The 26,968-nt window shown below is 73.5% G+C and carries 27 protein-coding genes and 1 pseudogene; 15 read left to right on the top strand and 13 right to left on the bottom strand.

Translation table 11 applies throughout. The features are described from left to right. Positions 1-22 precede the first annotated feature (22 nt). The 3 genes from IMZ35_RS13395 to IMZ35_RS13385 form a co-directional block, all read right to left on the bottom strand. Positions 23-916, bottom strand: a complete 894-nt coding sequence (locus tag IMZ35_RS13395) for a hypothetical protein (protein WP_199441344.1) — start codon at positions 914-916, stop codon at positions 23-25. Beyond that, complete coding sequence (locus IMZ35_RS13390) at positions 906-1,448, bottom strand: SigE family RNA polymerase sigma factor (RefSeq protein ID WP_199441343.1); 543 nt, start codon at positions 1,446-1,448, stop codon at positions 906-908. Before IMZ35_RS13390 ends, IMZ35_RS13395 begins: the two co-directional genes overlap by 11 nt. A 177-nt stretch (positions 1,449-1,625) precedes the next feature. After that, positions 1,626-2,234 carry a TetR/AcrR family transcriptional regulator gene (locus IMZ35_RS13385; protein WP_307868046.1) on the bottom strand — a complete coding sequence of 203 codons (609 nt, stop codon included), beginning with the start codon at positions 2,232-2,234 and terminating at the stop codon, positions 1,626-1,628. Positions 2,235-2,355: 121 nt separating this feature from the next. On the opposite strand from IMZ35_RS13385, the gene IMZ35_RS13380 reads away from it, so the two are divergent. Further along, positions 2,356-3,372: a glycoside hydrolase family 113 protein gene (locus tag IMZ35_RS13380; RefSeq protein ID WP_199441342.1), complete on the top strand. Its 1,017-nt coding sequence runs from the start codon at positions 2,356-2,358 to the stop codon at positions 3,370-3,372. Between the two features lie 154 nt (positions 3,373-3,526). Here IMZ35_RS13380 and IMZ35_RS13375 read toward each other — a convergent pair. From IMZ35_RS13375 to IMZ35_RS13365, 4 genes and pseudogenes are all read right to left on the bottom strand, one after another. After that, positions 3,527-4,540: pseudogene (locus IMZ35_RS13375) on the bottom strand (endo-1,4-beta-xylanase); the annotation flags it as partial. 338 nt (positions 4,541-4,878) lie between these two features. Further along, complete coding sequence (locus tag IMZ35_RS31405) at positions 4,879-5,004, bottom strand: hypothetical protein (RefSeq protein ID WP_267877119.1); 126 nt, start codon at positions 5,002-5,004, stop codon at positions 4,879-4,881. 71 nt (positions 5,005-5,075) lie between these two features. After that, the gene (ychF, locus tag IMZ35_RS13370; RefSeq protein WP_199441341.1) at positions 5,076-6,155 is read right to left on the bottom strand and encodes a redox-regulated ATPase YchF; all 1,080 of its coding nucleotides are present in this window, start codon (positions 6,153-6,155) and stop codon (positions 5,076-5,078) included. A gap of 21 nt (positions 6,156-6,176) precedes the next feature. After that, positions 6,177-6,350 (bottom strand): hypothetical protein, encoded by a 174-nt coding sequence (locus IMZ35_RS13365; RefSeq protein ID WP_199441340.1) that lies wholly within the window; start codon positions 6,348-6,350, stop codon positions 6,177-6,179. Between the two features lie 58 nt (positions 6,351-6,408). Here IMZ35_RS13365 and IMZ35_RS13360 point away from each other — a divergent pair, with 58 nt between their 5' ends. Beyond that, positions 6,409-6,915, top strand: a complete 507-nt coding sequence (locus tag IMZ35_RS13360; protein WP_199441339.1) for a methylated-DNA--[protein]-cysteine S-methyltransferase — start codon at positions 6,409-6,411, stop codon at positions 6,913-6,915. Between the two features lie 19 nt (positions 6,916-6,934). Here IMZ35_RS13360 and IMZ35_RS13355 read toward each other — a convergent pair whose 3' ends face one another. Both IMZ35_RS13355 and IMZ35_RS13350 read right to left on the bottom strand, forming a co-directional pair. Then, complete coding sequence (locus tag IMZ35_RS13355) at positions 6,935-9,871, bottom strand: AAA family ATPase (protein ID WP_199441338.1); 2,937 nt, start codon at positions 9,869-9,871, stop codon at positions 6,935-6,937. Further along, positions 9,868-11,013, bottom strand: coding sequence for an exonuclease SbcCD subunit D (locus IMZ35_RS13350; protein WP_199441337.1), 1,146 nt, complete (start codon positions 11,011-11,013; stop codon positions 9,868-9,870). Before IMZ35_RS13350 ends, IMZ35_RS13355 begins: the two co-directional genes overlap by 4 nt. Positions 11,014-11,280: 267 nt before the next feature. Here IMZ35_RS13350 and IMZ35_RS13345 point away from each other — a divergent pair, with 267 nt between their 5' ends. Then, positions 11,281-12,054: a DUF6542 domain-containing protein gene (locus IMZ35_RS13345; RefSeq protein ID WP_199441336.1), complete on the top strand. Its 774-nt coding sequence runs from the start codon at positions 11,281-11,283 to the stop codon at positions 12,052-12,054. Between the two features lie 104 nt (positions 12,055-12,158). Here IMZ35_RS13345 and IMZ35_RS13340 read toward each other — a convergent pair whose 3' ends face one another. Continuing rightward, on the bottom strand, positions 12,159-13,106 hold the full coding sequence (locus tag IMZ35_RS13340) for a 4-hydroxy-3-methylbut-2-enyl diphosphate reductase (protein WP_199441335.1): 948 nt from the start codon (positions 13,104-13,106) through the stop codon (positions 12,159-12,161). Positions 13,107-13,203: 97 nt separating this feature from the next. Between IMZ35_RS13340 and IMZ35_RS13335 the strand changes: the two genes are divergently transcribed. The 7 genes from IMZ35_RS13335 (at position 13,204) to IMZ35_RS13305 (ending at position 18,342) form a co-directional block, all read left to right on the top strand. Further along, positions 13,204-13,758, top strand: a complete 555-nt coding sequence (locus IMZ35_RS13335; protein ID WP_199441334.1) for a lipid droplet-associated protein — start codon at positions 13,204-13,206, stop codon at positions 13,756-13,758. Continuing rightward, positions 13,755-15,050 (top strand): exodeoxyribonuclease VII large subunit, encoded by a 1,296-nt coding sequence (gene xseA, locus IMZ35_RS13330; protein WP_199441333.1) that lies wholly within the window; start codon positions 13,755-13,757, stop codon positions 15,048-15,050. Before IMZ35_RS13335 ends, xseA begins: the two co-directional genes overlap by 4 nt. Beyond that, the gene (locus tag IMZ35_RS13325) at positions 15,031-15,450 is read left to right on the top strand and encodes a sugar ABC transporter substrate-binding protein (RefSeq protein WP_199441332.1); all 420 of its coding nucleotides are present in this window, start codon (positions 15,031-15,033) and stop codon (positions 15,448-15,450) included. Before xseA ends, IMZ35_RS13325 begins: the two co-directional genes overlap by 20 nt. After that, complete coding sequence (locus IMZ35_RS13320) at positions 15,447-15,716, top strand: exodeoxyribonuclease VII small subunit (RefSeq protein WP_307868043.1); 270 nt, start codon at positions 15,447-15,449, stop codon at positions 15,714-15,716. Before IMZ35_RS13325 ends, IMZ35_RS13320 begins: the two co-directional genes overlap by 4 nt. 68 nt (positions 15,717-15,784) lie before the next feature. Next, positions 15,785-16,846, top strand: a complete 1,062-nt coding sequence (glpX, locus tag IMZ35_RS13315; protein ID WP_199441331.1) for a class II fructose-bisphosphatase — start codon at positions 15,785-15,787, stop codon at positions 16,844-16,846. A gap of 123 nt (positions 16,847-16,969) precedes the next feature. Then, complete coding sequence (locus IMZ35_RS13310) at positions 16,970-17,734, top strand: S1 family peptidase (protein ID WP_199441330.1); 765 nt, start codon at positions 16,970-16,972, stop codon at positions 17,732-17,734. A 164-nt stretch (positions 17,735-17,898) separates the two neighbouring features. Further along, a complete protein-coding gene (locus tag IMZ35_RS13305) occupies positions 17,899-18,342 on the top strand; it encodes a L,D-transpeptidase (RefSeq protein WP_199441329.1) in 444 nt (147 codons plus the stop codon). A gap of 46 nt (positions 18,343-18,388) precedes the next feature. Here the strand turns inward: IMZ35_RS13305 and IMZ35_RS13300 are convergent, their stop codons facing one another. Beyond that, positions 18,389-19,405, bottom strand: coding sequence for an NAD(P)/FAD-dependent oxidoreductase (locus IMZ35_RS13300; RefSeq protein WP_199441328.1), 1,017 nt, complete (start codon positions 19,403-19,405; stop codon positions 18,389-18,391). Positions 19,406-19,484: 79 nt separating this feature from the next. Here IMZ35_RS13300 and IMZ35_RS13295 point away from each other — a divergent pair, with 79 nt between their 5' ends. Continuing rightward, positions 19,485-20,882, top strand: a complete 1,398-nt coding sequence (locus IMZ35_RS13295; RefSeq protein WP_199441327.1) for a class II fumarate hydratase — start codon at positions 19,485-19,487, stop codon at positions 20,880-20,882. Here the strand turns inward: IMZ35_RS13295 and IMZ35_RS13290 are convergent. Continuing rightward, positions 20,821-21,750 carry an EamA family transporter gene (locus IMZ35_RS13290; RefSeq protein WP_199441326.1) on the bottom strand — a complete coding sequence of 310 codons (930 nt, stop codon included), beginning with the start codon at positions 21,748-21,750 and terminating at the stop codon, positions 20,821-20,823. The genes IMZ35_RS13295 and IMZ35_RS13290 overlap by 62 nt on opposite strands. A gap of 47 nt (positions 21,751-21,797) precedes the next feature. Between IMZ35_RS13290 and pdxR the strand changes: the two genes are divergently transcribed. After that, entirely contained in the window at positions 21,798-23,177 is a 1,380-nt protein-coding gene (pdxR, locus tag IMZ35_RS13285) for a MocR-like pyridoxine biosynthesis transcription factor PdxR (protein ID WP_199441325.1), read from the top strand. Position 23,178: 1 nt separating this feature from the next. Here pdxR and IMZ35_RS13280 read toward each other — a convergent pair whose 3' ends face one another. Then, positions 23,179-24,051 (bottom strand): aldo/keto reductase family oxidoreductase, encoded by an 873-nt coding sequence (locus IMZ35_RS13280; protein WP_199441324.1) that lies wholly within the window; start codon positions 24,049-24,051, stop codon positions 23,179-23,181. Positions 24,052-24,181: 130 nt separating this feature from the next. On the opposite strand from IMZ35_RS13280, the gene IMZ35_RS13275 reads away from it, so the two are divergent. Genes IMZ35_RS13275 through IMZ35_RS13265 form a run of 3 tightly spaced genes read left to right on the top strand, consistent with a single transcriptional unit; the run spans position 24,182 to position 26,965 of the window. Then, the gene (locus tag IMZ35_RS13275) at positions 24,182-24,604 is read left to right on the top strand and encodes a winged helix-turn-helix transcriptional regulator (protein WP_199441323.1); all 423 of its coding nucleotides are present in this window, start codon (positions 24,182-24,184) and stop codon (positions 24,602-24,604) included. A 50-nt stretch (positions 24,605-24,654) separates the two neighbouring features. Then, positions 24,655-26,193, top strand: coding sequence for an ATP-dependent DNA ligase (locus tag IMZ35_RS13270; protein ID WP_199441322.1), 1,539 nt, complete (start codon positions 24,655-24,657; stop codon positions 26,191-26,193). Between the two features lie 19 nt (positions 26,194-26,212). Further along, a complete protein-coding gene (locus tag IMZ35_RS13265; protein WP_199441321.1) occupies positions 26,213-26,965 on the top strand; it encodes a GNAT family N-acetyltransferase in 753 nt (250 codons plus the stop codon). Positions 26,966-26,968: the final 3 nt, after the last annotated feature.

Raw genomic sequence — 26,968 nt, 5'->3', positions numbered from 1 at the left:
CGGCGGAACCGGAACGGGTTCGTCAGCGCTTCTCGGTGTACCCGTCGGGGACGGACGCTTCGAGCAGGGCCAGGTTCTCCGGGGTCGGCGGCAACCAGTTCAGGTCAGTCGGCGCACCCCACGTCCCGTCTTCCTCCTGCTCCTCCGTGCGCACCGGCAGGTAGGTCGTCGCGTTCACCCAGAAGCCGATCCCTCCCCGGAGCGACCCGCGCAGGTGAACGGTCGGCTCACCGTCGATCACGTCGCCCTCACCGACGATCTCCAGTTGGCCACTGGCCAAAGCCTCTCGGATCATCGTCGGCGTGCGGATCTCGTCGGTGACCCTGACGCGCGTCTTCCCCGGAGGAGCCGAGGCCGGAACCACGTTGATCGCCCAGGTCCGCTCCAGGTGGTGGATCGTGACGTCACGGGTCAGGTCCTCGCTGCGCTCCCACACCGCCTCGCCCTCGATCGTCGTCCGGATCCTGATCGCACGGGCGTCGGCCCGCATCCACGTGTCGTAGACCGCGGGCCGGTCCGGCTTGCTCCACTTGCCCTCGCCGGTCTCGACCACCGTCTGGTGAACGACGTGCCCCTCGACGCCGTCCAGCGCCTCGACGATGCGCGGGGCCACGAGCGCAACGTCCCGGACCTCGTGCGTCTCCCCCGTCGACCTGGTCGACGGGGTCGACGCCGGAGCGGCCGTGGAGCCGGACGGGCCGGGCACGGCCGTGACGCTCACACCCCCCACGACCAGGGCGGCGACCACGAGCGGCGCGGCCACCAGCCCGGCCCGCCGCGCGGCGATCCGCCGGGCGTACCGCGTGCGCAGCGTCGGCAGCAGGGTCGGCGGCACGCTCAGGTCGGCGGCACCGGCGCGCATCGCCGTGCGCACGCCGTTCACGAACGCCTCGTCGAACTCGTCGTCACCGTGCACGGTCTGCCTCCGCGAGATCGTCTGCGTGGTCGCCGAGCAGTGCGCGGAGCTGCGCGAGCGCCCGACTGGTCTGGGACTTGACGGTGCCCTCCGAGGTGCGCATCGCCGCGGCCGTGTCGGCCACGGACAGGTCGGCGAAGAAGCGCAGCACGACGACCTCGCGCTGCCGCGCGGGCAGCGCGGCCAGTGCCCGCTGGACGGCCGCCTGGTCGACCACGGCGTTCGCGTGGTCGCGCTGATCGGGCAACGGGACCAGGTCGGTCAGCGGTCGTTCGGTCACTCGTCTCCTGTTCCACCGCCAGCGGTCCCTGGCGAGGTTGACGAGGATCTGCCGGACGTAGGCCTCCGGGTGGTCGCGCGCCCGGCGCCAGCGCAGAGCCGCGCGCAGCAGCGCGCTCTGCACCAGGTCCTCGGCGTGACCCCGGTCGCCCACCAGCAGGAAGGCGGTGCGGAGCAGGGCAGCGGACCGCGCGGCGACGAACTCCTCGAAGCCCGCGTCGAGCTGCTTGCCGCTGTGTCGTGTGGGAAGCACGTGATGGTGAACGTCCTGTGCGACGGCCGGGTTGTCACCCGGACGCGAGAGATCGACCGGGAGGGCATCCGTCGAGCGCCGTCCGACCGCGGTCACCGCCCGTTCAGCTCTCACGGTCGGGTGAGTCGACCGGGCGTGTGACCGTTGGCCAAGTGATCACCCGTCCAGTGCTCGGGCTCAGCCGCGCACGACGCCGCGTCCGCGCAGGAGCGGCAGGTACACCTCGTCGACGATCTCCACCAGGACACCGTCCGGCACGGTGGAGATCCCGCGCGTGACGCACTCGTTGCGCAGCAGCACGAGTGCCGTGGTCGCGGCGCGCGGGTGGAGCGCCTCCGGGCGGATCTCGCCGCGAGCCACGGCACGGCCCAGGAGCGTCAGCCAGCGACCGGCCCCGCCGTCGCCGAGCTGCGCCTGCACCTGCGCCAGCAGCTCCGGCTCGTCGCCGACGGCGGCCAGCAGGCCGCGCAGGACCTCGGCCCTCGGCGAGGCCAGGTCGCAGTTGATCTGCCGCAGCAGGGCCAGCACGTCGGCGCGCAGCTCTCCCGTGTCCGGGAGCCGCAGGTCGGCCTCCACGAGCCGCTCGTACGCGGCGACGCCCAGCGCCGCGCGGTTCGGCCAGCGGCGGTAGATCGCGTTCTTGTTGGTCCCGGCGCGCGCGGCGACCCGGTCCATCGTCAGCCCGGCGTACCCGGACCCGGTCAGCTCGGCGACCGCGGCGTCCAGGATCGCCCGTTCCAGAGCCTCCCCGCGCCGCCGGGTGGGCCGGGCGGTCGAGTCGTCCACCACGTCTCCCCCTTCGTGAGGGTACGCATCGTACTTCACCATCATCTCGACCAGTCGTGCTAGCGTCACCATTAGGGTACTACTCGTACCTTATGTGGTGATCGAACGGGAGGCACGGATCGTGCGAGGCAGGGGCATCACCTACGACACGGGATTCGTCAACGGCGGGGCGAGCACGAGGGGACCTCTCGACCCGGACGTCGTGCGGCGCGAGATGCGCGTGATCCACGACGACCTGCACTGCACGGCGGTGCGCGTCACCGGCGGCGATCCGGACGCGCTGGAGCTCGCCGCCACCCTCGCGGCCGACGCCGGTCTGGAGGTCTGGTTCTCCCCGTTCACCTGCGACCTGACCACCGACGCCCTGCTCGACGTCCTCGCGGACTGCGCCGACCGCGCCGAGCGGTTGCGCGGGCGCGGAGCCGAGGTCGTCTTCGTCACCGGCGCCGAACTGAGCCTGTTCACCGCGGGGTTCCTGCCCGGCGACGTCTGCACCGACCGCCTCGACCTGCTGCTCGGCCCGCGCGCCGGACTGGGCGAGCTGCTGGCCGGGCTGCCCGACCGGATGAACGACTTCCTGGGCGAGGCCGTGGCGGTCGTCCGCGCGCGGTTCGGCGGCCGGGTCACCTACGCCTCGATCCCGTTCGAGGGCGTCGACTGGACGCCCTTCGACCTCGTCTCGGTCGACCTCTACCGGACCGCGGAGATCGCGGAGCAGTACCGGGGAGCCGTGCGCGGTCTGGTCGCGCGGGGCAAGCCGGTGGCCATCACGGAGTTCGGCTGCACGACCCACCGCGGCGCGGCGGCCGAGGGCGCGCGCGGCGACAGGATGATCGAGTGGGGCGAGGACCGGATGCCCGTGGGCCTGATCGGCGAGCACGTCCGGGACGAGGACGAGCAGGCCGCGCACCTGCTGGAACTGCTGGACGTCTTCGAGGCCGAGGACGTGGACACGGCGTTCGTGGTCACCTTCGCGTCCTACCACCTGCCGCACCGCGACGACCCGCGCGAGGATCTGGACGTGGCCAGCTACGGCGTGGTGAAGGTGCTCGAAGGCCGCACCGGGGACACCTACCCGGGCCTGCCGTGGGAGCCGAAGGTCGCCTTCCGGGCACTGGCGGACCGCTACCGCGCCTGATCGCGGAGCGCCGCCCGGCCGCTGACGCGCGGACGTGGCGGTGGAGGGACCGCGCTCTGGTTCCTCCACCGCCACCGGCGTCATCCGGTGCCGCGGGCCGCGCCTGGCGGAGCCGTCCCGCCGCAGTGCGTTCCGGTCGTGACGCCGCCGCTCAGCTGTTCAGCTGAGCCAGCACGGAGTTGTAGGCGGCCTTCTTGTTGCCGTTGCGGTCGAACAGCAGCGGGGTGTCCGAGGCGCGCCACGAGTCGCTGTCGCGGATGCCCCACACGGTGATGCCGTTGCAGCGCGACACCGCGAGACACGCCTGCGTGACACCCTTGAACTGATCGGCCTGGCTCGACCCGGACCCGGCGATGTCCAGCTCCGTGATCTGCACGTCCACGCCGAGGTTCGCGAAGTTCTGCAACGTGGTGTGGTAGTTGTTCGGCACCGGGTTGCCGCTGTTGAAGTGCGCCTGGAAGCCGACGCAGTCGATCGGCACGCCGCGGGACTTGAAGTCCTGCACCATGCGGTAGACGCCCTGGGTCTTGGCGTGCGACCAGTTGTCGGTGTTGTAGTCGTTGTAGCAGAGCTTCGCGCCGGGGTCGGCGGCCCTGGCGGCGCGGAAGGCCGCCTCGATCCAGTCGTTGCCGGTGCGCTGGAGGTTGGAGTCGCGGCGGCCTCCGCTGTTGCCGTCGGCGAACGCCTCGTTCACCACGTCCCAGGAGTGGATCTTGCCCCGGTAGTAGGTGGCGACCTGCGTGACGTGGTTGAGCATCGCCTGGCGCAGCGCGCTGCCGCTCATGTTCTGCATCCAGCCGGGCTGCTGCTGGTGCCAGGCCAGCGCGTGCCCGCGCACCCGCTTGCCCTGGTTGCGGGCGTGGTTGACGATCCGGTCGGCGTTGCCGTAGGAGAACTGCCCCGGGTTCGGCTCGGTGGCGTCCATCTTCATCTCGTTCTCGGCCGTGACCATGTCGAACTCGCGGTTCAAGATGTTCACGTAGGTGGAGTCGCCCAACTTGCCGGCGGCCACCGCCGTGCCGAAGTAGCGCCCGGACTGGGCCGCCGACGCGCCGAGCGTCGTCGCGGCGCTGGCGGGCGACGCGACGAGCACGGAGGCCGCCGCCGTCGCGGTCACCATCGTCGACACCAGTACCGCTCGTGACACTGACCTCGATGTCAGTTTCATGTTCAACACCTTCTGGGGAGCACCTGCGAACCCGGCAGGTGGGCTGGTGAGGGACCGTGCGGTTCACGCCGCGCCCCGCTCGGGCTCTCCCGAGCGGGTGCGGGGCAGGAACCCGTCGAGGGCGGCACTCGCCGGTGTCCAGACCTGAAACCGTGAAAAGTATTATCCGAAAAGTATCGGAGCGACAAGGGGTCAGACCGGACGTGATCTCATCGGCGTCTCACCAGGCGCAGCGAGTGATTTACCGTTCACCTGGAAAAACAGCTTGCCGCTGGTCCATTCAGCCGTCACCGTTGCCCCATAGGGCGGCGAACTATTATCCGAAAGTATCGGACGGTTCACCTCCGCAGGATCACGTCGCGCTCGTGGTGCTCACCGCGTCGTCGCGACGCGACCGCCCCGGCCAGCGCGACGCGGACGGGGACCTTCCACTCCGGGCGGACTTCCAGTCTCTTGATCTTCACCGCGCCGACCCCAGAACGCCGAGCACCCCCTGTTCGTGGAACAGAACAGGGGGTGCTGGAAGTCAGACCGGTCAGACGTTGAAGCGGAACTCCACCACGTCGCCGTCGGCCATCACGTAGTCCTTGCCCTCCATGCGGACCTTGCCGGCCGCCTTCGCGGCGGCCTTGGAGCCCGACTCCACGAGGTCGTCGAACGACACGACCTCGGCCTTGATGAAGCCGCGCTCGAAGTCCGTGTGGATGACGCCCGCCGCCTGCGGGGCCGTGGCGCCCTTCGCGATGGTCCACGCGCGGGACTCCTTCGGGCCCGCCGTCAGGTACGTCTGGAGACCCAGGGTGTGGAAGCCCGCACGGGCCAGCGAGTACAGGCCCGGCTCGTGCTGGCCGATCGACTCCAGCAGCTCGCGGGCGGACTCCTCGTCCAGCTCCAGCAGCTCGGACTCGACCTTGGCGTCCAGGAACACCGCGTCGGCCGGGGCGACCAGCTCGCGCAGCTCCTTCAACCTCGCCTCGTCGGTCAGCACGCCCTCGTCGGCGTTGAAGACGTAGAGGAACGGCTTGGTGGTGAGCAGGCTCAGCTCGCGCAGCAGCTCGCCGTCCACCTCGGACGACGCCGCGAACAGCGTGCGACCGCCGTCGAGGATCTCCTTGGCCTTCTTCGCCGCGTCGAGGACGGCGCGGCGGTCCTTCTGCATCCGCGCCTCCTTCTCGATCCTGGGAACGGCCTTCTCCAGGGTCTGCAGGTCGGCGAGGATCAGCTCGGTGTTGATCGTCTCGATGTCGGACGCCGCGTCGACGCGACCGTCGACGTGCACGACGTCCGGGTCGTCGAACACGCGGATCACCTGGCAGATCGCGTTGGCCTCGCGGATGTTGGCCAGGAACTTGTTGCCCAGGCCCTCACCCTCGGACGCGCCCTTCACGATGCCCGCGATGTCGACGAACGACACGACGGCGGGCACCTCCTTCTCCGACCCGAAGATCTCGGCCAGCTTCCCGAGCCGCTCGTCGGGCAGCGGGACGACGCCGACGTTGGGCTCGATGGTCGCGAACGGGTAGTTCGCGGCGAGCACGTCGTTGCGCGTCAGGGCGTTGAAGAGGGTGGACTTGCCGACGTTGGGCAGGCCGACGATCCCGAGGGTCAAACTCACGATCGTCGAGTCTACGGGCAGCTAGTCGTCGCCGTCGCCGTCACCCTCGCCGTCGCCGTCCTGCTGGTTCACGCCGGGGTTGCCGTCGTCGCCGTCGTCGCCCTCTCCCTGGCAACCGGCGCCGAGCGTGAGGAACAGGGCAGCGCCGCTGACCAGCACGGCCAGGGTCTTCTTCTTCGCGGTCGTCGTCGTCACGCTCCGAAGGTTCCCGCACCCGATCGGGACGAAACGAGCCGGTGGCACCATCTGCGGGATGAGCACCGCTCACTCCTGCACCACGGCGACGCCGGCCGGACCCTTCACCACGATCGTCGCCGCCGACGGGGCCGTGCTGGCCAGCGGCTGGACCGGCTCGGCCGACGACCTGCTGCCGCTGATCTCGGCGTCGCTGCGCCCCGCCGAGCTGCGGGAACGGCGTGACGTCGGCGCGGTCACCAGGGCCGTCGCCGCCTACCACTCCGGCGACGTGCGCGCCGTGGACGACGTGGTCGTCCGCCAGCGCGGCGGCGCGTTCACCGGCCGGGCCTGGGAGGTGCTGCGGACCGTGCCGCCCGGCCGGCCGGTCAGCTACGCCGCCTTCGCCGCGCTCGCCGGTCGCCCGGCCGCGGTGCGCGCGGCGGCCACGGCCTGCGCCAGCAACGCCGCCGCCCTGTTCGTCCCGTGCCACCGGGTCGTCCGGACGGGTGGTGCGACGGGGAACTTCCGCTGGGGCGTGCCGGTGAAGCGCTGGCTGCTGGCCCACGAGACGCCGGCCGGCTGATCGACGACGGGCCGGGGGCTCAGGCGGTCAGCTCCAGGGTGGAGCCGGTCCTGGCCCTGCGGACGCGCAGCCGGGTCGGGATGCGCTGGCGCAGCTCCTCCACGTGGGAGACGAGGCCGACGACGCGGCCACCGGCGCGCAGTTCGTCCAGGGTGTCCATGACCAGGTCGAGGGTGTCGGAGTCGAGCGTGCCGAAGCCCTCGTCCACGAACAGGGTGTCCAGCAGCGCGCCACCGGTCTCGTTGGCGACGACGTCGGCGAGCCCCAGGGCCAGCGCCAGCGACGCGAGGAACGACTCGCCGCCGGACAGCGTCTTCGCCGGCCGCTCCCGCCCGGAGTAGTCGTCCAGCACGTCCAGGCTCAGCCCGCCGCGGGCTCCGCGCGCGCCCGCGGCGTCGGAGTGCACGAAGCTGTAGCGGCCCCGGCTCATCGTGAGCAGCCGCTGGCTGGCCGCGACGGCGACCTCCTCCAGCCGCGCGGCGAGCACGTAGGACCGCAGGGTCATCTTCTTCGTGTTCTGCCCCAGGCCGCTGACGACCTCGGTGAGGCCGCTCAGCTCGGCGAACGCCGCTTCGGCCGGTTCGGCGGCGGCACGGGCGGCGCGCAGCTGCGCGGCCAGCTCGCCGACGCGCCGGTCCGCCTGCCGGGTGACGTTGAGCTCGCCGGCCGCCTCCTCGGCGGCCAGACCGGCCAGGCGCGCGGTCTCGGCGGGGCCCGCGAGGTCCACGTCGGCGTCCGGGTCCACGCCGACCAGCTCGGGTTCGGCGAGCACGGTCTCCACGTGGGCCCGCGCGCTGTCCCAGCGGCTGATCCGCGCGTCGAGATCGGCCAGCGCGGCGTCGCTCAGGGCGGCGGCGAGCGCGGCGGCGACGGAGCCGAAACCGGCCGCCGCCGCCCGGTCGGCCGTGCTCGCGCGCTGCCGCTCCAGGCGTTCTCGCGCGTCGGCCGCGCTCTGCCGCGCGTCGGCGAGCGCCGTCAGCGCCGTCGCCAGCTCCAGCAGGTGGGCGCGGCGGGTGAGCACGTCGGGGTGCTCGCCGCGGGCGGCGTCGAGCCGCTCGGCGCGCGCGGCGACGGCGGCGGTGAGGTCGGTGATCGTCCCGCCGGCGACGGCCGCCCGCCGTTCCGCGGCGACGACGCGCGCGGTGAGGTCCTCGTACCGCCGCTCCGTCTCGGCGATCTGCGTCGCGTACAGCTCGTGCTGCGCGGCCAGCTCCGTCGCCTCCCGCAGGTCCGCCTCCGCCTCGGCCAGCAGGCGGGCGATCTCGGCGTGCTCGCGTCCGGCGAGCCGTTCGGCGACCTGCTCCTGCCGCCGCACGGCGTCCTGCACGGCCCGCTCCGCCTCCGAGCGCGCGGCCAGCGCGCCCTGCTCGGCGGCGGTGGCCCGCTCCTCGTCGCCCTCCCCCACGGCGTCGGCCACGGGCACGGCGGGACGCGGGTGCTCGGTCGACCCGCACACCGGGCACCCGTCGCCGTCGCCGAGGCGTCCGGCCAGCTCGGCGGCCATGCCGTCGAGGCGGCGCTGCCGCACGTCCTGCACCCGGTCGCGGGCGGCCTGGTGCTGGTCCACGGCCCGGCGCAGGGCGTCGCGGGCGGTCTCCGCGCGCACGGTGAGCAGGGGCAGCGCGTCGGCGTCGGCGAGCCGGGCGCGCAGCTCGGCGCACCGGGCGGTCAACCCGTCGAGACGGCCGCCCGCGGTGCTGCCGCGGCCCAGCTCGGCGCGCAGCCCGGCGATGCGCTCCGGCAGCGGCGCTCGCAGCGCGGTCAGCTCCTCGGCCTGCTTCACCGCGTCACGACGCTCGTGCTCCAGCGCGGTGACGCGCCGCTGGTCGGCGTGCTGCCGCTCGGCCTCCGCGGCGAGCTGGGCCAGCCCACCGGCCTCCTCGCGCGCCCGTTCGCAGTCCCCCCGCAGGTCGGTGCCGGTGTGGCCGAGCGCGGCCACGGCAGCCTCCGCCGCCGTCTCGACGCCCTCGGCGACGGCGACGGCCCGCGCCAGCTCGGTGCTCGCCTCGTGCGCCGCCACGACGGGCGACGCGCGGTGCGCCGCGGTGCGCGCCGCCGCCCACCGGTCGCGCTCCGGCCTGCTCGCGTCGCTCGCCGCCAGCTCCCGGCGGGCGGCGCGGACGCGGCGCACCCGCTCGGCGAGGCGCTGCGCGGCGGCCAGGTCCTGCTCGGCACGGGCCCGCTCGGCCGACGTCAGCTCCGCGCGCTCCTGCGCCTCGCGGCCGGCCTCGTCCAGCCGTTTGAGCACGGCGCTGAGCCACTCGTCGTCCGCCGCGTCCTGCGGCGGCTCCTCGCGGGCGGCCTCCGCCACCCGGTTGACCAGCAGCCGGATGCCGGTCCGCTGCTCCTCCAGCGCGTCGCGGGCCTCCTTGCGGCGGTCGCGGAACCACCTCTCCACGTCCAGGAACCGCTCGGTGCCGAAGAGGCGTTCCAGCAGCTTCTCCCGTTCGGACGTCTCCGCCCGCAGGAACCGCGCGAACTCGCCCTGCGGCAGCAGCACGACCTGGAAGAACTGCTCGTGGGTCATGCCCAGCAGCAGCTCGACCTCGCGCGCGACCTCGTCGATGCGGGTCGCGCCCTCGCCCTCCCAGCCGGCCAGCCAGGTCAGCGACGCCTTCGCCTGCTGCGTGGTGGACCCGTCACCGCGGCGCTTGGGCCGCTCGTACTCGGGGCTGCGCACGATGCGCACGCGCCGCCCGCGCACGGTGAACTCCAGCGTCACCTCGGTGCGCGTGTCGGGGCCGGCGTAGTCGCAGCGCAGCTTCTTCACGTCGCCCCGCGCGCCGGGCACCCTCCCGAACAGGGCGAACGCCACGGCGTCGAGCAGCGTCGTCTTGCCGGCGCCGGTGTCGCCGTGCAGCAGGAACAGCCCGTCCGCGCCGAGCAGGTCGAAGTCGACCTCCTCGCGCGTCGGGTAGGGCCCGAACGCGGTCAGCTCCAGCCGGTGCAGTCTCACGCGCGCCTCTCCACGGCCACCGCGGCGAACGCCCGCGCCAGCAGGCGCTCCTCGCTCCCGGTGGGCGGCTCGCCGCGGCAGTCGTCCACGAAGCAGCAGGCGATCTCCGCGTCGGTGCGGCCCCCGAGCCGCTCGGCGTAGGTCATCCCGGCGGGACGGCCGCCCTCCGGGCGCCACTCCACGTGCACCGCGTGCGGGAAGCGCTTCTGCAGTTCGCGCAGGGCGTCCTTGGGACGCACCCGGTCGGTCAGCTCCACGGACAGGAAGCGGTCCTCCAGCGGCGCGTGGACCGGGTCGACGAGCAGTTCCGCGAGCTTCCCCGACACGGTCGCCAGCTCGCGCGGCGTGGGCAGGTCGCGGCGCTCGACCCCGGCGAGGCCGCCGTGGTCCAGGTCGACCAGCCACACGGACTTGCGCTGCCGCGCCTCGGAGAACGAGTAGGCCAGCGGGCTGCCCGAGTAGCGCAGGCCGTCGGCGAGCCGCTGGGGGCCGTGCAGGTGCCCCAGCGCCACGTAGTCGACGCCGCCGAACACGTCCGCGCCCACCGTCTCCACACCGCCGACGGCGATCGTGCGCTCGGAGTCGGAACTGGCCCCGCCGGTGACGAAGGCGTGCGCGAGGACCACCGAGCGGGTGCCGGGACGTCCGGCGAGGTCGGCGCGGACCCGGCGCATCGCCTCGGTCAGCACGCCCTCGTGCCCCCTGGCCCGCGGCACGCCCAGCGCGTGCTTCGCGGGCTCCGGCTCCAGGAACGGGATGCCGTAGAGCGCGACGGGACCGTGCTCGTCGGGCAGCACGACGGGCCGGTGCAGGTCGGCGATCGTGGTGCGCAGGTGCAGGCCGCCGTGCTCGGCGAACGCCCCGAACACGCCGATGCGCGGCGCCGAGTCGTGGTTGCCGGGGGTGATGACGATGCGCGCGCCCGCGGCCCGGATGCGGCTGAGCACCCGTTCGCAGAGCTGCACGGCGTCACCGGACGGGACGGCCCGGTCGTAGAGGTCGCCGGAGACGGCCACCACGTCCACGCGCTCGTCGGAGACCAGGTCCGCGAGACCTCCGAGCACCGCCTCCTGCTCGTGCAGCAGGTCTCGGCCGTGGAACGTGCGTCCCACGTGCCAGTCGGACGTGTGCAGCACTCGCATGGCGAACAACCTAGAGGCGTGCGCCGGGGGGCCGGTGACCCTCCCCGGCGTGTCGCTCGAACACGTGTGCGGACCTGCGACGAGGAGGACCACCTCGCAGATCGTCGCGGACGTCAGGCCCTAAGCTGTCGGACCACGCACGAGGCGCTGGGACGCCACCGGGTTGTCACCCGGTGGAGCGTCCCCCGGACGTGCGTCCGACGCGCCGGAAGCGCAACGCGGAACGGCTACGGTGTGCCGCGTGACCGAGCGAGACGAGGAGATTGCGTGACCGCCACACGTGACCGTCGCGACGATCTGGACGGCGAGCCCGAGATCCGCTGGAACGACCGGGCCATCGCGGGTGACTTCCGCGGTCTGAAGTGGTGGATCGCCGTCCTGGGGGCGTTCGCCCTCACGATCGTCGGCACCCTCGTCGACGTCGGCAGCGACGCCAAGACCGTCGGCTGGACGTTCACGATCACGTTCTTCACCGGCTGCGTGGCCGCCGTCTGCCTGGTGCAGAGGCGCAGCATGTTCGGTCCGGTCGTGCAGCCCCCGCTGGTGCTCGCGATCGTGGTGCCGCTGGTGGTGCTGCTGACCCAGGACGTGCTGGGGGGCAAGCTCGGCACGGCCGCGCTGGCGCTGGGCACGCCGCTCATCGACGGCTTCCCCACGATGGCCGTGACCACGATCTTCACCGTCGCGATCGGTGCCGCCAGGGTCTTCCTCCAGCGCGACCCGAACCGGGTGACGAAGGACGAGCGGCGCGAGGCCGCGGCCGACCGCAAGCGCGTCCGCGCGACGGACGACGAGGAGGAACGTCCCCGCAAGCGCCCGTCGGCGGGACGCCGTCCCACCCGTCCGGTCGCCGACGAGGACGCCCCGGCCGAGCGCAGGAGCGTCTCCGAGCGCCGCCGTCCGGCTCGTCCCGCGGACGAGGAGTCGCCCAGCCCGCGCACGTCGCGCCGCCCGGCCGGCGAGCGCCGCACCCGCCAGGAGCCCCCGGGGCGCGGTGGCAGCCGTCCGGCGCAGCCGCGCCGCCGTCCCCGCGAGGACTGACCCGGCGTCCAGGGCACCCCGAACGCTCAACTCGGGGTGCCCTAACGCTCAACTCGGGGTGCCCGAACGCTCCACTCGGGGTGCCCTAACGGGCAGCTCTCGGACTAGCGGACCAGGTCCTTGCGCAGTTCGCGGGGGAGGGCGAAGGCGATCTTCTCGTTGGCCGTGGTGATCTCCTCGACGTCGGCGTAGCCGCGCTCCGCCAGGTACTCCAGGACGCCCATGACCAGGATGTCCGGCACGGACGCGCCGCTGGTCACGCCGACCGTGGTGACGCCGTCCAGCCAGGCCTCGTCGATCTCCTTCGCGTAGTCCACCAGGTACGACGCGTTCGCACCCGCCTGGACGGCCACCTCGACGAGCCGCTTGGAGTTGGACGAGTTCTGCGAGCCGACCACGATCACCAGCTCGCACTCCGGCGCCATCGTCTTCACGGCGACCTGCCGGTTGGAGGTGGCGTAGCAGATGTCGTCGCTCGGCGGGTCCTGCAACTCGGGGAAGCGGCCCTTGAGCTGGTTCACCCTGACCATCGTCTCGTCGACGCTCAGCGTCGTCTGCGACAGCCAGATCACCTTGGAGGGGTCGCGGACCTCGACCTTGTCGACGTCCTCGGCGGTGTCCACGAGCTGCACGCGCTCGGGGGCCTCACCTGCGGTGCCCTCGACCTCCTCGTGGCCCTCGTGGCCGATGAGCAGGATGTCGTAGTCCTCGCGCGCGAAGCGCTTGACCTCCATGTGGACCTTGGTGACGAGCGGGCAGGTCGCGTCGATCGTGCGCAGCTGCCGCTCCTCCGCCTGCTCGTGCACCGCGGGGGACACGCCGTGGGCGGAGAACACGACGAGCGAGCCCTCCGGCACCTCGTCGGTCTCGTCCACGAACACGGCCCCGCGCTCGGTCAGGGTTTCCACCACGTGCTTGTTGTGGACGATCTCCTTGCGCACGTACACCGGCGCCCCGTACTGCTCCAGGGCCTTCTCGACGGTGACGACCGCGCGGTCCACACCAGCGCAGTAACCGCGTGGCTTGGCCAACAACACTCGCTTGCGGGTCATGGTCCCAGAGTACGGGCGGGCGCGCGACGCGCCGAATGCCGTGGCTCACGCCCGCGGGGCTGGGCATCCGGCGCCCGCGTGCGGCAGGCTTAGCACCATGAAGCCACTGCCGCTGCCCGTCCGCATCGCAGCAGGGCTCGCGGCCACCGCCCTGGAGCAGGCCCGCGAGCTGCCCCGGCAGCTCGCCGGTCTGCCCGTGACGGTCGTCAGCGAGGCGTTGCAGCTCTCCATGCGTCTCCAGCAGCAGGTGACGGAGCTGGCGATCAAGGGCGACGACGTGCTGGCGATGCTGCGCCCCGTCGAGGAGACGCCCGAGTGGGCGACGTTCGACGAGGACGAGCCCGGCTCCGACCCGTGGCAGGACGAGCAGGAGGCCATCGAGGAGGAGGTGCGGGACGACACCACCGGGAGCACCACCGCTGCGCCTCCTGCGCCCCCTGTGCCCGTCGTCCCCGACGCTCCCGTCTCGGTGCCCGGCTACGACCACCTCAGCCTGCCCCAGCTGCGCGCCCGCCTGCGGACGCTGTCGGAGACGTCGCTGGAGGAGCTGCTCGCCTTCGAGCGCTCGCACGCCGCGCGGCCCGAGTTCATCGGGATGCTGTCGCGGCGCATCGCGAACGTGCGGGTCCAGAACCCGCCCCCGCAGTCGTGACCAGGTCCGACGCGCCCTCGTCCGCCGACGAGCCGTGGCCGGTCCGCACGGTCGCGCGCAAGATCACCGAGTGGATCAACCGGCTGGGCGCCGTGTGGGTGGAGGGCCAGGTCACGCAGGTGTCGGCCCGCCCCGGCACGTCGACGGCGTTCCTCACGCTGCGCGACCCGTCCGCCGACATGTCGATGACGCTGACCAGCCCGGTGGGCCTGGTGCGGGGCGTGGAGCCACCGCTGACCGACGGCAGCCGCGTCGTCGTGCACGGCAAGCCGACGTTCTTCGCCGGTCGCGGCACGTTCAGCCTGCGGGTGGACGAGATCCGCACCGTCGGCGTCGGCGAGCTGCTGGCGCGCATCGAGCGGCTGCGCAGGCTGCTCGACGCCGAGGGCCTGTTCGACCCGAGGCGCAAGCGCCGCCCGCCGTTCCTGCCGAACAAGATCGGCCTGATCACCGGCCGCGCGTCGGCGGCGGAGCGGGACGTGCTGACCAACGCCCGCGACCGCTGGCCGGGCGCCCGCTTCCGGGTGATCACGGTGGCGGTGCAGGGCGTGTCGGCCGTGCCGCAGATCCTCACCGCGCTGTCCACCCTGGAGCGCGACCCCGAGGTGGACGTGATCGTGATCGCCCGCGGCGGCGGCAGCGTGGAGGACCTGCTGCCGTTCTCCGACGAGGCGCTGTGCCGGGCGGTGGCGTCCTGCCGCACGCCGGTGATGTCGGCGATCGGGCACGAGCCGGACACCCCGCTGCTGGACCACGTGGCCGACGTCCGCTGCTCCACGCCGACCGACGCGGGCAAGCGGGTCGTGCCGGACGTGGCCGAGGAGTTCGAGCGGGTCGGGCAGATGCGCGACCGGGGCCGTCGCGCGCTGCGCGGCTGGGTGAACCGGGAGCGCGAGCTGCTCGACGCCCTGCGCACGCGGCCGGTGCTCGCGGACCCGCACGGCCCGCTCGACCGGCGCGCGGAGAAAGTGGACGCGCTGCGCGAACGGGCCCGCAGAGCGGTGCTGAACGCGCTGAGCACCGAGCGGGCCGGACTCACCGCGACGACGGCGCGCTTGACGACCCTGGGCCCTGCCGCCACTCTGGCCCGCGGGTACGCCGTCGTGCAGCGGATCACCCCCGACGGAGCGCACGGCGTGCTCCGCTCGGTGGCCGACGCGCCACCGGGGACTCGGCTGCGCGTGCGCGTCGCAGACGGGGCGGTCCGGGTGACCGCGACCGGCGAGCGCGAGCGGCCCGACGACGAGCACGTGGGCCAGGACGGAGACAGCGGTGGCACACCTGGCGCGTGAACCCGTGTTCCTGCCGCTGACGACGGCGGCGACGCGTCGGGCGGCCGACGACCCGCTCGATCCGCTGTTCCCGGTGATGTGCCGGACCGACGAGGCCAACCGGGCCGCCGCGGACTGCTGGGCGGCGATGCTGGCGGGCTGCAACTCGCACAGCCGCAGCTCGCTGATCACCCGCCTGCACGGGTTGTCCGAGGCGGCGTCGATCTACGCGGGCACCCGGTGGTGGCTCGGCCACGGCTCGGTGCACCGCAAGCGCGTGCGGGAGGCCGAGGTGCGCATCGACGAGGCCGTGCGGGAGGGTGACGGGGCCGAGTTCGCGGAGGCGTTCATCGGCTACGACCAGGCCGTGGCCACCGTCGTGGTGCACGTGCAGAACCGATTGGAGAGCCCGACCACGTGAGTGAGCAGACCGAGCCGGGTTACGAGGCCGCGCGCGACGAACTCGTGGACGTGGTGCGCAGGCTCGAAGCGGGTGGACTGTCCCTGGAGGACTCCCTCGCCCTGTGGGAGCGCGGCGAGGCGCTGGCCAAGACGTGCGAGCGGCACCTGGCCGGCGCGCGGGAGCGGATCGACGCGGCGCTGGCCGTCGTGGAGGAGTCCGCGGACGACGCGTCCGGCGGCGACGCCGTGGGGAACGTCGCAGAGGATCGTTCAAGGAAGCGCTGACCCCTGATCGAGCCCCTCCGCGTGCGAGGATCGGTGCACCGCCCGGCACCACGCAGAGGAGCGCGACGATGACCCCGAACCCGTCCACCAGCAGCGTCCGGAGCCGCCGCGAGCCCCCGGACCGCAACCTCGCGATGGAACTGGTGCGGGTCACCGAGGCCGCCGCGATGGCCGCCGGTCGCTGGGTCGGCCGCGGTGACAAGAACGGCGGTGACGGGGCCGCAGTCGACGCGATGCGCAAGCTCATCGGCACGGTCTCGATGCGCGGCGTCGTCGTCATCGGCGAGGGCGAGAAGGACGAGGCCCCGATGCTGTTCAACGGCGAGCGGGTCGGCGACGGGAACGGCCCGGACTGCGACGTCGCCGTGGACCCGGTCGACGGGACCACGTTGATGGCCAAGGGGATGCCGAACGCGCTGGCGGTGCTGGCGGTCGCCGAGCGCGGCGCCATGTTCGACCCGTCTGCGGTGTTCTACATGGAGAAGCTGGCCGTCGGGCCGGAGGCCGCGGACGTCATCGACATCACCGCGCCGATCGCGGAGAACCTCCGCCGCGTGGCGAAGGCCAAGCACAGCGACGTGTCCGACGTGACGGTGTGCGTGCTGGACCGGCCGCGGCACGAGAAGCTCGTCGGCGAGATCCGCGAGGCCGGTGCGCGCATCCACTTCATCTCCGACGGCGACGTGGCGGGCGCGATCTCGGCCGCGCGGCCCGGCACCGGCGTGGACGTGCTGATCGGCATCGGCGGCACGCCGGAGGGCATCATCGCCGCCGCCGCGCTGAAGTGCATGGGCGGCGCGATGCAGGCGAAGCTGTGGCCGAAGGACGACGAGGAGCGGCAGAAGGCCCTCGACGCCGGGCACGACCTGGACCGGGTGCTCGGCACGGACGACCTCGTGCGCGGCGACAACGTGTTCTTCTGCGCCACCGGGGTGACCGACGGCGACCTGGTGCGCGGTGTGCACTACCGGGCGGGCGGGTGCACGACGCAGTCGATCGTGATGCGCTCCAAGTCCGGCACCGTGCGCATGATCGACGGCTTCCACCGGCTGACGAAGCTCCGCGAGTACTCCTCGGTGGACTTCGACCGCTTCACCGAGGCGGAGAACGCGCTGCCGCCGCTGCCCTGAACCGCTGTCAACGGTCAAGGTCCGGGTACCGTCCGGTCGGGCCTGGTGACCACCCGGATGCGGTCAATACGTTCGCCTCGTCGTCCCGGCACCCTGCGCCGGGGCGGGAGAGGAACGAATCAGATGAGAGCACGTTCCCTTGTCACGGCGTTCGCGGTCGCTCTGGGTGTGGTGCTGGCCTCCGGCGGTGGCGCGTCCGCCGCCGACGAGCCGGGTGAGGTCACCCCGTTCATCGTCGGCGGGACCAACGCGACGCAGACCTACTCGTTCATGGCGTCCCTGCAGTCGAGTTCCGGCAGCCACTTCTGCGGCGGCTCGCTGATCAAGGCCAACTGGATCGTCTCGGCGAAGCACTGCCTCTCGGGGCGGAGCGCGACGTCGGTGCGCGCGCGGATCGGCACGACGAACCGCACGTCCGGCGGCACGCTGGCGTCGGGCGCGCAGATCGTGCTGCACCCGACCTACGACATCGCGCTGCTGCGCCTGTCCACGTCCGTCACCCAGGCGCCGATCCCGGTGGCGGCCACCTCGGGCGCCACGGGCACCGCCACCCGCATCATCGGCTGGGGCCAGACGTGCGCCCCGTCCGGTGGCTGCGGTGCGCCGACGACGCTGCAGCAGCTCGACACGTCGATCGTGTCGGACGGCAACTGCTCCGGCATCTACGCCGCCGCCGAGATCTGCACGAACAACCCCGGCGGCAACAAGGGCGCCTGCTACGGCGACTCCGGCGGCCCGCAGGTGAAGTCCGTGGGCGGTGCCTGGCAGCTGATCGGCGCGACCAGCCGTGCGGGCAACAACAGCTCCACCTGCGCCACGGCCCCGTCGATCTACGAGGACGTCCCGGCGTTCCGCAGCTGGATCAGCGGGTACGCGGGAGCCGTGTGACGCTCGTCGGCACCCGCTTCCCCCGGCGCCCCACCGCTTCACCGCTCCGGTGAGGCGGTGGGGCGCTCGCGCGTCGTGATCACCTGAACGGACGCTGTGTGCCACGTTCGGGTTTACCTCTCACCCGTGGCGGGGAATCTCGCTCCCAGAGGGAGTGATAGCTCATGGCCATCAGGAAGCGCAGTGTCGCAACGTTGATCGCCGCCACGGCGGCCTCCGTCGGGTTCGCCGCGTCCCCGGCGGAAGCATCGGTTCCCGGCACGCCCTGCGACGTGCAGCACGGGGCGTGCGTGCAACTCTCGACGAACCAGGCGTGGCTCGTCTACGAAGGACGGGCCTCCTACGGCCCCGTGCCGATCACCACCGGCAAGCCGGGGTACGAGACGCCGCAGGGCACCTTTCCGGTGCTGCGCAAGGTGAAGGACGAGTGGAGCGTGCCGTACGACGCTCCGATGCCGTACTCGACCTACTTCACGACCGACGGCATCGCGTTCCACGAGGGCAGCCTCACGGAGCAGTCGCACGGGTGCGTGCACCTGTCGCCCGAGGCCGCCGCGACGTTCTACGACAACCTGTTCGTCGGCGAGCAGGTCCAGGTCGTCGCCTAGTTCCCACCGCTCGCGCCGAGGCCGTCCGCGTCGAACGCGGACGGCCTCAGCCGTCGTCGCTGGAGTGGCCGGGGAACAGGTGGGCGTCCGGGTCCAGGGCCACCGCGATGTTGTTCACGGCCGTCGCGGCCTCGCCGAAGCCCGTCGCGATCAGCTTCACCTTGCCGGGGTACGCGGCCACGTCGCCCGCCGCGTACACGTGCTCCCGGCCGGTCTTCATCGTCGTGTCCACCACGACGGCCCGCCGGTGCAGGCCCAGGCCCCACGACTCGATCGGCCCGAGGTCGGCGGTGAAGCCCAGCGCCGCCACGACCGCCTGCGCCGGCAGCACCTCCTCGTTCCCGCCGCGCACGCGCAGCACGACCTCCGCCAGCTCGCCGTTCCCGTTCAGCGCCAGCACCTCGGCGTCGGTGACGATCGGCACGCCCAGCTCCCGCACCTGCCGCACGGTCGCCGGGTGCGCCCGGAACGTGGCCCTGCGGTGCACCAGCGTCACGGACGCGGCGATCGGGTGCAGGGCGAGCGCCCAGTCGAACGCCGAGTCGCCGCCGCCGACCACCACCACGTCCTGTCCGGTGTGGACGGCCAGCTCCGGTACGAAGTGGACCATCCCGCGTCCCAGCCAGCCGTCACCGGCCGGCAGCGGGCGCGGGCGGAACTCGCCCATCCCCGCCGTGACGAGCACCGCCCCGGCACCGACGGTCGTGCCGTCGGCCAGGCCGACGTGCAGGCGGGCGCCCACGTCCGTCAGCGTGCGGGCCTGCCGCCCCAGCAGGTAGGTCGGGTTCCACCGCGCCGCCTGTTCGACGAGCGCCGTCACCAGCTCGCGTCCCCTGACCGCGGGGAACCCCGCCACGTCGTAGATCATCTTTTCCGGGTACATCGCGGTGACCTGCCCGCCGGCCTCCGGCAGCGCGTCCACCAGCGCCACCGACAGGTCGCGGAAGCCCGCGTAGTAGGCGGCGAAGAGGCCCGTCGGCCCGGCGCCCACGATCAGCAGATCGACGTCCAGTTCGCTCACGGTTCGCCCCTCGCACCGGTGGCAGTGGCCTCCACCGACCATAGGGTGCCCCGCGTCACCGTGCCCAGAGGGTGCCCCGCGTCACCGTGCCCAGGGCCGCTCGGCGGGCCAGAGTGGTCACATGGGTGAGATGGAGTACCGCGTCGAGCACGACACGATGGGCGAGGTCCGGGTGCCGGTCGACGCGCTGTGGCGCGCGCAGACGCAGCGCGCGGTGGAGAACTTCCCGATCTCCGGACGTGGTCTGGAGAGGTCGCAGGTCCGCGCGCTGGGCCTGCTCAAGGCGGCGACGGCACGGGTCAACGAGCGGCTGGGCGTCCTGGAGCCCGAGCTGGCCGCCGCCATCGCGGCGGCGGCCGACGAGGTCGCGGACGGCAGGCACGACGACCACTTCCCGGTCGACGTGTTCCAGACCGGGTCCGGCACGTCGTCGAACATGAACGCCAACGAGGTGATCGCGACGCTCGCGACCCGTGCGCTGGGGCGCGAGGTGCACCCCAACGACCACGTCAACGCGTCGCAGTCGTCGAACGACACGTTCCCCACGACGCTGCGCGTGGCGGCCACCGAGGCCGTCGTCGGCGACGTGATCCCGGCGCTGGACCACCTGGCGCAGGTGCTGGAGGGCCGCGCGCGGGAGTGGGCCGAGCTGGTGAAGTCCGGCCGCACGCACCTGATGGACGCCGTGCCGGTGACGCTGGGCCAGGAGGTCGGCGCGTGGGCCGCGCAGGTCCGCTACGGCGTCGAGCGGCTCACCTCGTCGCTGCCGCGCCTGGGCGAGCTGCCCATCGGCGGCACGGCCGTGGGCAGCGGGCTCAACGCCCCGGAGGGCTTCGGCGCGGCGGTCGCGGCCGAGCTGGCGTCGGTGACCGGGCTGCCGCTGACCGAGGCGCGCGACCACTTCGAGGCGCAGGCGACGCAGGACGGCGTCGTGGAGATCTCCGGTCAGCTCCGCGCGACGGCCGTGTCCCTGTTCAAGATCGCCAACGACCTGCGCTGGCTGGGTTCCGGCCCGCGCACGGGGCTGGGCGAGCTGGCGCTGCCCGACCTCCAGCCCGGGTCGTCGATCATGCCGGGCAAGGTCAACCCGGTGATCTCCGAGGCGACGATGATGGTCGTCGCGCAGGTGATCGGCAACGACGCGGCGGTCGCGTTCGCCGGGTCGCAGGGCAACTTCCAGCTCAACGTGATGCTGCCGGTGATCGCGCGCAACGTCCTGGAGTCCTCGCGGCTGCTGGCCGCCGTCGCGCGGCTGCTCGCCGACAAGGTGCTCGCCGGGACCGAGCCGCAGGTCGACCGGATGCGGGAGCTGGCCGAGTCGTCGCCGTCGATCGTGACCCCGCTCAACCGCTACCTCGGCTACGAGGAGGCGGCGTCCATCGCGAAGCAGTCGCTGAAGGAGCGCAAGACGATCCGCCGGGTCGTGCTGGAGCGGGGCCACGTGGACAGCGGCAAGCTCACCGAGGAACAGCTGGACTCGGCTCTGGACGTGCTGCGGATGGCGCACGGCGGTCGCTGACCCGTCTCAGCGCGCCGCCGCCGAGCGCGATCACACAACCGGCGGCGACGACGAGCGCGCCCAGGACCGCGACCGGTCGCGGGTCCTGGGCGCCCAGCGCCACCGAGGAGACCAGTCCCGACACCGGCATCAGGCCGATCAGCACCCCGGCGCGGTCCGCGCCGAGCCGGGACACGGCGGCGTACCAGAGGCCGAACGCGACGGCGGTGAGCACCGTGCCCAGCAGCAGGAGCGCCACCGCCTCGCGCGCGGTCGGGGCGCGCCACGCCGCGGCGCCGTCGACGACCGTGCCGAGGACGGCGGCGGTCGCGGCGGCGAGCAGGCACGTCCACACGCACACCGCGAGCCCGCCCAGCCGGCGCACCACGCCGACGGCGAGCAGCGTGAACGACACCTCGCCCGCGAGGGCGAGCAGCGCCAGCACCAGGCCGGGCCCCTGCCACGCCCCGCCGCCGGAGAGCACGACGACGCCGGTCACGACGACGCACGCGCCCACGACCGGGGCCACCGCCGGGCGGCGGCGGCGGAGCAGCGGCACGAGCAGCGCGAGCACCACGGGCGCGGCGCCGAGGACCGCCGCGACGAAGCCGGGCTCGGCGTGGCGCTGGGCGAACAGCACGCCGGCGTTGAAGCCGAGCATCCCCGTCGCCACCACGCCCAGCAGGGCGGGCAGGTCCCGCGCGGCCGGTCTCGGCAGGCTCTGCCCGCGCAGCGCCGCCCACACCAGCAGCGCGAACGCGCCCAGCGCATAGCGCAGGGCCTGGCCGGACAGCACGGGGTACTGCTGGAGCACTCCGTTGACGGGCACGGAGCCGCCGACGACGCACGTCGCCACCGCTCCGCAGAGGATCGCCGTTCTTCTGGTCACGGCGAGCAGCTTCACCCGCCGGTGGACCACGGTTAAGCTCCACTTCGATGGCGCGGAACTGGACCACTTTTCGCGAGCTGCTCCTCCCCCGGCCCAACCGGCGGCGCGCGGTGGAGACGGAGCTGCGCCGCGCCCTCCGCGAGGGCAGGCTGACGCCCGGCACCCGCCTGCCGTCCAGCCGCGACCTCGCCGCGCAGCTCGGCGTCGCGCGGGGCACCGTGACCGCGGCCTACGCGCAGCTCGTCGGCGAGGGGTACCTGACCGCCAAGCACGGCTCCGGCACGACCGTCACGGCGACCGGCACGTGGCCCTCCGGCGACGACGCCGAGCCGGAACGGCCCCCGCGCTGGCGCTTCGACCTGCGCACCGGCGTTCCCGCGCTCGCGGCGTTCCCGCGCGCGGAGTGGCTCGCCGCGCACCGCGCCGCCCTCACCGCCCTGCCCGACGAGGCGCTGGGCTACCCCGACCCGGCCGGGTTCGCCGGGCTGCGGGCCGAACTCGCCGACTACCTCGGCCGGGTGCGCGCCGTCGCCGCGTCACCGGGGTCCCTGGTGATCATCAACGGGTCCGCGGAGGGTCTCTCGCTGCTGAGCCGCGTGCTGCGCGAGCGCGGGCACCGCAGCATCGCCGTCGAGGACCCCAGCCACCTCCGCAGCAGGGAGATGCTCACCTCGCACGGCCTGGAGGTCGTTCCGGTGCCCGTGGACGGCCACGGGCTGCGGGTGGACGCGCTGGCCGCCACGGACTGCCGCGCGGTGTTCGTCACCGCGGCGCACCAGTTCCCGCTCGGCGTCGTGCTGCACCCGCAGCGGCGGCGCGAGCTGATCGACTGGGCGCGCGAGCGGGACGGGCTGGTGCTGGAGGACGACTACGACGCCGAGCACCGCTACGACCGGCCGGCCGTGGGGGCGTTGCAGGCGCTGGACCCGAGCCGGGTCGTCTACCAGGGCACCACGAGCAAGGTGCTGGCGCCCGCGCTGCGGCTGGGCTGGCTGGCGCTGCCCGAGCACCTGCGCGACGACGTCGTGGAGCGCAAGCGGTTCCACGACATGGGCACGGCCACCGTCGCGCAGGCCGCGCTGGCGCACCTGCTGCGCACCGGCGGCTACGACCGGCACCTGCGCCGCACCCGCGTGCTGTACCGGCAGCGGCGCGACGCCCTGCTCGACGCCGTGGCCAGCGAGCTGCCGGACTGGCGGCCCATCGGCATCGCGGCCGGGCTGCACGTCGTGCTGCGGCTGCCCGACGGCACCGACGACCTCGCGCTGGAGCGCGCGCTGGCCGAGCGGGGCGTGCACGTGAGGGCGCTGGCGAACCACACGCGCGAGCCCTCGTTCCCCGGTCTCGTCGTCGGCTACGCCGCCACGACCCCCGACCGGCTGCGGGAGGCGGTCTCGGTCGTGGCGGCGGTGTTCCGCTCGCTGTGACCTAGCGACCGATCTGGTCCAGCTCGGCGAGGTCCTGCTCGGAGAGGACGAGTCCCGCCCCGGCCGCGTTCTCCCGCAGGTGCGCCGCGGACTTCGTGCCGGGGATCAGCAGGACGTTCGGCGAGCGCTGCAACAACCAGCTCAGGGCCACCGCCATCGGCGTCGCGCTCACCCGGTCGGCCACGGCCGAGAGCGCCGAGGACTGGAGCGGGGTGAAACCGCCGAGCGGGAAGAACGGCACGTAGGCGATGCCGGCCTCCGCGAGTTCGTCGATCAGCTCGTCGTCCTGGCGCACGGCGAGGTTGTACACGTTCTGCACGCACGCGATCGGCGCGATCGACCGCGCCTCGGCGACCTGCTCCGGCGTCGCGTTGCTCACGCCGAGGTGCCGGACCAGGCCCTGCCGCTGAAGCTCCACGAGCGTCTCGAACGCCTCGGCGAGCGAGCCGGACACGGGCCCCTCCGCGTTGCCCATCCGCAGGTTGACCAGGTCGAGCGCGTCCAGGCCGAGGGATTCGAGGTTCGCGTCGACGGCGCGTCGCAGGTCGTCGGGCCGGCGGGCCGGGGGCCAGCCGCCCCGCTCGTCGCGGGTCGCGCCGACCTTGGTCACGACGTGCAGCGACTCCGGGTACGGGTGCAGCGCCTCCCGGATCAGCTCGTTGGTGACGCGCGGGCCGTAGGCGTCGGCGGTGTCGATGTGGGTGATGCCGAGGTCGACGACCTCGCGGAGGACGGCGAGCGCGCCGTCGTGGTCGGCCGGTGGACCCACGACCCACGGGCCGGCCAGCTGCATCGCGCCGTAGCCGAACCGGGTGAGGGTCAGGTCGCCCGCGGTCCAGGTGCCACCGGGAAGCGGGGTGGAGGACGTGCTCATGGTGCTGCCTCTCGTGCTGAGCTGATCGATGACGCCCGAGGCGTCCCGCACCAGCATCGGCGAGCTACTCTCCAACGGGAAGCAGGCACCTGAAAGTGCGCAACGCACTCGGCGACACGAGGAGGGGACCATGACGACGTCGGCGGCCCAGCGCAGAGAACGGGCGAGGGCCGAGTACAACGCGTTCCTGGCGGTCTGCCCGAGTCACCAGCTCCTCGCGCGCGTCTCCGACAAGTGGGTCACCCTGATCCTGTCCGCGCTGGGCAGCGGCGGCGACTGCGCGGGCGAGCCGGGGGCGATGCGCTACTCGGAGCTGTCCCGCCTGCTGGCCGGGGTGAGCCAGAAGATGCTCACCCAGACGCTGCGCTCGCTGGAGCGCGACGGGCTCGTCACCCGCACCGTGACGCCGACCGTGCCCGTCACCGTGACCTACGCGCTGACCGATCTCGGTCTCTCGCTTCAGCACACGATGCGCGCCCTCAAGTCCTGGGCCGAGACGAACATGGACGACGTGTTCGACAACCGCGCGACCTACGACGAGCGCGTCGGCTGACCGGCGCGCGCGTCCTGCGGACTGTCGGTGCTCCGTTGCAGGATGGTCCCGTGCTGCTCTCCGAGGTGGTCGAGGTGTCGGCGACCGTGGCCGCGACGCGGTCCCGGCTCGCCAAGGTCGCGGCGCTCGCCGACCTGCTGCGGCGGTCGGCGGCGCCCGCCGTCGTGTCGTTCCTCGTCGGCGTGCCGAGCCAGGGGCGGATCGGCGCGGGCTTCCGCACCGTGCTCGACCTGGCCGCGGCACCCGCGCCGGAGCCCGTCCTCACCGTCGCCGACGTCGACTCCGCGCTCGCGGAGTTCGCCGCCACGAGCGGGCGCGGCTCGGCGGCCCGCCGCGCCGAGCTGCTGGCCGGGCTGTTCGGCCGGGCCACGGCCGCCGAGCAGGACTTCCTGAAGCGGCTGCTGACCGGCGAGCTGCGGCAGGGGGCGCTGGAGGGCGTGATGCTCGACGCCGTCGCGCGGGCCGCGGACGTGCCGGGCGAGGTCGTACGCCGGGCGTTCATGCTGTCCGGCCGCCTGCCGGAGACGGCCGCGGCGGCGCTGTCCGGCGGCGCGGCGGCGCTGGCGGAGTTCCGGCTGGAGGTGGGGCGGCCGGTGCGCCCCATGCTCGCCTCCCCCGCCGAGTCGCTGTCCGGCGCGCTCGCCGAGCTGGGGTCGTGCGTCGTGGAGCACAAGCTCGACGGCGCTCGGGTGCAGGTCCACCGCGACGGCGACGAGGTGCGGATCTTCACCCGGACCCTGCGCGACATCACCGGGAGCGTTCCCGAGCTGGTGGAGCTGGTGCGCGGGCTGCCGTGCACGTCGGTCGTGCTCGACGGCGAGACGCTGGCGCTGACCGACGACGGCAGGCCGCGGCCGTTCCAGGAGACGATGAGCCGCTTCGGCGCGCTGCTGCCCGGCGCCCCCGCCGAACTCGGCGAGGACGACCTGCGGCGGCTGCTGCTGTCGCCGTTCTTCTTCGACTGCCTGCACCTCGACGGCGCCGACCTGCTGGACCTGCCGCTGCGCGAGCGGCGCGCGGCGCTGGAACGGGTCGCGGGACGGCACGTGATCGCGAGCACTGTCGAGCCGGACGACGAGCGGGCCGCGGCCGTGCTGGACGAGGCGCTGGGAGCCGGGCACGAGGGCGTGGTGGTGAAGTCCCTCGACTCGGCGTACGCCGCCGGGCGGCGCGGGAGGGCGTGGCAGAAGGTCAAGCCCGTGCACACGCTCGACCTGGTGGTGCTGGGCGTCGAGTGGGGCAGCGGGCGGCGCACGGGCCTGCTGTCGAACCTGCACCTGGGCGCGCGCGACCCCGACGGCGGTCCGCCGATCATGGTCGGCAAGACGTTCAAGGGCCTCACCGACGAGCTGCTGGCGTGGCAGACCCGCGAGCTGCGGGCCCGCGCGACCGAGGAGGACGACTGGACCGTGCGGGTGCGGCCGGACCTGGTGGTGGAGATCGAGCTGGACGGCGCGCAGGTCAGCCCCCGCTACCCCGGCGGGGTGGCGCTGCGGTTCGCGCGCGTGCTGCGCTACCGCCCGGACAAGGACGCGGGCGAGGCCGACACCATCGACGCCGTGCGAAATCTGTTGCCGGGCACGCGGTGACCCGCGCTACCGTCCGCGGATGACCTCTCCGGCCCAGCTCGCCGTCCGCATCGCCGCAGCCCAGCTGACCGGCCTGAGCGCGGACCGGCGCGTCGTGCCCGCAGGGCCGTTCACCGGGCTGCTGGTCGTCGACGGTCCCGAGTTCCTGTCCTGCGCGGTCGCCGCCCGGCCGGGGGAGCCGGTGACCGAGCTGGGCTCCTGCCTGGACGTCCTGCGGCCGGAGTTCGCGCCGGGGCCGGTGCGGTTCGAGCTGGTCGACGAGGCGTGTCCCGGCGCGGCCGAGGCGCTCGTCGCCGCCGGGGCGACGGTGTCGGCGCGGGTGCCGCTGATGACGGTCGACCCGGAGTCGGTGTCCGCGCCCGCCGTGCCGCCGGGCGTGCGGGTGGAGTTCGTGCGCACGGCGGAGGACCACGGCGCGGCCACGGCCGTGGCCAACGTGGCCTTCGGCGTGCAGCTCGACCAGCCCGCGCGCACGCCGCCGCCGCCGGAGGAGGGCGGCTCCGTGCTCGCCCGGCTGCACGGCACCCCGGTCGCCGTGGCGTCCTGGACGCGGATCGCCGACGAGGTCGGCGAGGTCGTCGGCGTCGCGGTCCTGCCGGGGCACCGGCGCACCGGGCTGGGCGCGCTGATCACCGCGCACGCCACCGTCGCCGCCGGACTGGCCGGAGCACGCCTGGCCTGGCTCACCCCCGGCGACGACGGCGCGGCCCGGCTCTACGAGTCCGTCGGCTACCGCACCACGGCCACGGCGGTCCACCTCGCCGCCGAGTGAGCC

Source organism: Umezawaea beigongshangensis (genome assembly GCF_016464305.1).
GTDB lineage: Bacteria > Actinomycetota > Actinomycetes > Mycobacteriales > Pseudonocardiaceae > Umezawaea_A > Umezawaea_A beigongshangensis.
This window is presented reverse-complemented; position numbering and strand designations above follow the sequence as displayed.